Below are 3,783 nucleotides of genomic sequence, written 5' to 3'. Positions count from 1 at the left end.
TGGATGGACTGTCGGCGAACCCCCGGAGCCCGACCGCGCACCTGGAGGGCAGGATGCCCGGAAGGCGCGCCATCGGGGTGGCCTTTCTCTTGGGTTACTTTCTCTTTGGCCACTCAAAGAGAAAGTGACTCGGTCGCCGCAGGCGATCGACCGCTCTGCACTTGAGCTCATGCTTTCAGGCGTATCAGGGCGAACGCGAAAGAAGGCGACTCGCCCTCCGAAGGAGGACGGGAAGCTCTTGATCTATTTCTTAGGCGGCGGCCAAAGTCACAGTCGCAAGGGAAATCTCAGGCGCCCAGTGCCAACCGCGCCCCCAGATCCAGCAGCGGTGCGGCGATCAGCAGGCGCGCCAGCAGCAACACGATCATCACCACCATCGGCCCGAAGTCGATCTGCCCGGCGACCAGCTTGCCGCGCAACGGGCGCAGCAGCGGTGCCACCAGGGTTCCGGCCAGTTTGAGCAACGGATGGCGCTGATCCACCGAGAACATGCTCAGCAGGGACCAGCCGAAGATCAGCACCAGATAGAACAGCAGGGTGAAGTCGAGCAGTTCGGCCAGCGCCAGCACGATCAGGCCGAGCGGGTTCGGCATCACCCCGAGCAGGGCGAACAGCAGCAGGCTTGAGCAGCATCGCCAGCCAGGCCAGCAGCAGGGCGGCCAGGTTGATCCGGCGCCAGTTCGGCAAGACGCGGCGAATCGGTGCCAGCACCGGGTTGGTGTAGCGGTAGATGAACTGGCTCAGCGGGTTGTGGAAGTCGGCGCGGCAGGCCTCGGCGGCCACGCGCAGCAGCAGCAGGGTGACGGCCGCCTCGAAGACCAGTTCGATCAGCATGGAGAGGGCGTTCAGCAGATAGCTCACGACAGCTTGTCCAGTTCGTTGGCCAGTTCCGCGCCGCGACGGGTGGCGGCGTGGACGGCACGGGCCACGATGTGCGGCAGTCCGTCGGCGGCAAAACTTTCCAGCGCGGCCTGGGTGGTGCCGTTGGGCGAGGTGACGCGCTGGCGCAGCAGCGCGGGGTCTTCGCCGCCTTCGACCAGCATGCGACCGGCGCCAAGGCAGGTTTGCGCGGCCAGCGCCCGGGCAGTGTCGCGGGGCAGGCCCTGGGCCACGGCGGCCGCTTCCAGCGCCTCGACTAGGGCGAAGAAGTAGGCCGGGCCGGAGCCGGACAAGGCGGTGACGGTGTCCATCAACGCCTCGTCGTCGATCCAGCGGGTGATCCCCGCGGCGTCCAGGATGTGCTGGGCCTGCGCCTTCTGCGCCGGGCTGACCCGGCTGTTGGCGCACAGGCCGGTGGCGCCGGCGCCGATCAGGGCCGGCGTGTTGGGCATGCAGCGCACGATCGGCAAGCCGCTGCCGAACCAGCGTTCCAGCTGATCCAGCCTCACGCCGGCGGCGATCGAGATCAGCAGCGGGCGGTTGCGTTGCAGGGTGTCGCGCAGTTCGGCGTGGATCGCCGGCATGATCTGCGGCTTGACCGCCAGCACGATGACTTCGGCTTCCGCTGCGGCAAGCCGGTTCTCGGCGTAGCAGGCGATGCCGAATTCGCGACCCAGCGTCTGGCGCGCCTCGGCCAGCGGCTCGGCCACGCTCACCGTGGCCGGCGCCACGCCGGTCTTCAGCAGGCCGCCGATCAGGCTGCGCGCCATGTTGCCGCCGCCGATGAAGGCAAGTCGTGTCATGCAGGGTTCCTCGGGTGGGTCAGATGAATCGTCCAGACCGCGTACCTTACCGGAGCCGTCGCGCTACGGGCCGATTCCGCGCCGGGTGCGCCCGGCGACGGCCGCCATCGATTCGCCGGCGAAGGCCGGATCACGGTTTTACGACGGACCGCGCAAACGGGTCGACACTTTGCGCGCCGGTGGCCGGAAAGACTGGCCGCACAGCCGCTTGCGCGAGTAGTATCGACCCGGCTGCAAGGGGATTGGAACGGCTCGTCCGGGCTGCGGGGTGGCGCCAGGCAACATGCGTTGCGGCGCACCACGCCTGCGGACGATCTGCGGTCCCGGTTGCAGTACCCGAATTCATGCCATCCAGACGCTCGGTTTAGGGGAAACGACTTCATGGACATTGCCGAACTGCTTGCCTTCTCGGTAAAGAACAAGGCCTCGGACTTGCATCTGTCCGCCGGCCTGCCACCGATGATCCGCGTTGATGGCGATGTCCGTCGCATCAACATCCCTGCGCTGGAACACAAGCAGGTGCACTCGCTGATCTACGACATCATGTCGGACAAGCAGCGGCGCGATTACGAGGAGTTCTACGAGACCGACTTCTCGTTCGAGATTCCCGGGCTGGCCCGTTTCCGCGTCAACGCGTTCAACCAGAACCGGGGCGCCGGCGCGGTGTTCCGTACCATTCCGTCCGAAGTGCTGACCCTGGAAGACCTGGGTTGCCCCCGGGTGTTCAAGGAGCTGATCGAGCAGCCGCAGGGCCTGATCCTGGTGACCGGCCCGACCGGCTCGGGCAAGTCGACCACGCTGGCGGCGATGGTCGACCACATCAACAAGAACGAATACGGCCACATGCTCTCGGTCGAGGACCCGATCGAGTTCGTGCATACCTCGCAAAAGTGCCTGATCAACCAGCGCGAGGTGCATCGCGACACGCACGGCTTCAACGAGGCGCTGCGCTCGGCGCTGCGCGAGGACCCGGACTACATCCTGGTCGGCGAGTTGCGCGACCTGGAGACCATCCGCCTGGCGCTGACCGCCGCGGAAACCGGCCACCTGGTGTTCGCCACCGTGCACACCAGCTCGGCGGCGAAGACCATCGACCGCATCATCGATGTGTTCCCCGCCGGCGAGAAGCCGATGGTGCGCTCGATGCTGTCCGAGTCGCTGCGCGCGGTCATCTCGCAGTCGCTGCTGAAGAAGGTCGGTGGCGGCCGCGTCGCGGCGCACGAGATCATGGTCGGCATCCCGGCGATCCGCAACCTGATCCGCGAGGACAAGGTCGCGCAGATGTATTCGTCGATCCAGACCGGCCAGCAGTTCGGCATGCAGACGCTGGACCAGTGCCTGCAGGACCTGGTCAAGCGTGGCCTGGTGACCCGTCAGGAGGCCTCGATGTACGCCAAGAACAAGGACAGCTTCAAGTGATGCGGGAAGTCGGGAATGGGGAATCGGACATCGTTGAAAAGTCGCGAGCCCTGCGTGGCTGCGGTTTGAACGCTCGTCTCCCCGCACCGACTTGCGCCGGACATCACCGTTCCGATTCCCTATTCCCCATTCCCTATTCCCGGGGTTAGAGCCATGAGCGATTTTGATTTCACCTCCTTCCTGAAGCTGATGGTGCACAAGAAGGCGTCCGACCTGTTCATCACCGCGGGCGTGGCGCCGTCGATGAAGGTGCAGGGACGCATCGTGCCGATCACGCAGAGCCCGCTCAGCGTGCAGCAGGCACGCGACATGGTGCTCAACGTGATGACGCCGGGCCAGCGCGAGGAGTTCGAGAAGACCCACGAGTGCCAGTTCGCGATCTCCGCCCAGGGCGTGGGGCGCTTCCGCGTCTCGTGCTTCTACCAGCGCAACTGCGTCGGCATGGTGCTGCGCCGGATCGAGTCGAAGATTCCGTCGATCGAGGAGCTGACCCTGCCGCCGGTGCTCAAGCAGCTGGCGATGACCAAGCGCGGCATCATCGTCTTCGTGGGTGCCACCGGCTCGGGCAAATCGACCTCGCTGGCGGCGATGATCGGCTACCGCAACCAGAATTCGACCGGCCACATCATCACCATCGAGGACCCGATCGAATACGTGCACAAGCACGAGGGCTGCATCATCA

The 3,783-nt window shown here is 65.7% G+C and carries 3 protein-coding genes and 1 pseudogene; 2 read left to right on the top strand and 2 right to left on the bottom strand.

Translation table 11 applies throughout. The features are described from left to right. Nucleotides 1-287: 287 nt before the first annotated feature. Nucleotides 288-861, bottom strand: a pseudogene (locus UU7_RS19175) (YggT family protein). Beyond that, the gene (proC, locus tag UU7_RS14780) at nucleotides 858-1,682 is read right to left on the bottom strand and encodes a pyrroline-5-carboxylate reductase (protein WP_007809668.1); all 825 of its coding nucleotides are present in this window, start codon (nucleotides 1,680-1,682) and stop codon (nucleotides 858-860) included. The pseudogene UU7_RS19175 and the gene proC overlap by 4 nt, the downstream one beginning before the upstream one ends. A 381-nt stretch (nucleotides 1,683-2,063) precedes the next feature. Between proC and UU7_RS14775 the strand changes: the two genes are divergently transcribed. After that, nucleotides 2,064-3,101, top strand: coding sequence for a type IV pilus twitching motility protein PilT (locus UU7_RS14775; RefSeq protein WP_007809667.1), 1,038 nt, complete (start codon nucleotides 2,064-2,066; stop codon nucleotides 3,099-3,101). A 153-nt stretch (nucleotides 3,102-3,254) separates the two neighbouring features. Beyond that, on the top strand, nucleotides 3,255-3,783 hold a 529-nt coding region (locus tag UU7_RS14770), incomplete at its 3' end, for an ATPase, T2SS/T4P/T4SS family (protein WP_007809666.1).

This window comes from Rhodanobacter spathiphylli B39, from assembly GCF_000264295.1.
Classification (GTDB): domain Bacteria; phylum Pseudomonadota; class Gammaproteobacteria; order Xanthomonadales; family Rhodanobacteraceae; genus Rhodanobacter; species Rhodanobacter spathiphylli.
This window is presented reverse-complemented; position numbering and strand designations above follow the sequence as displayed.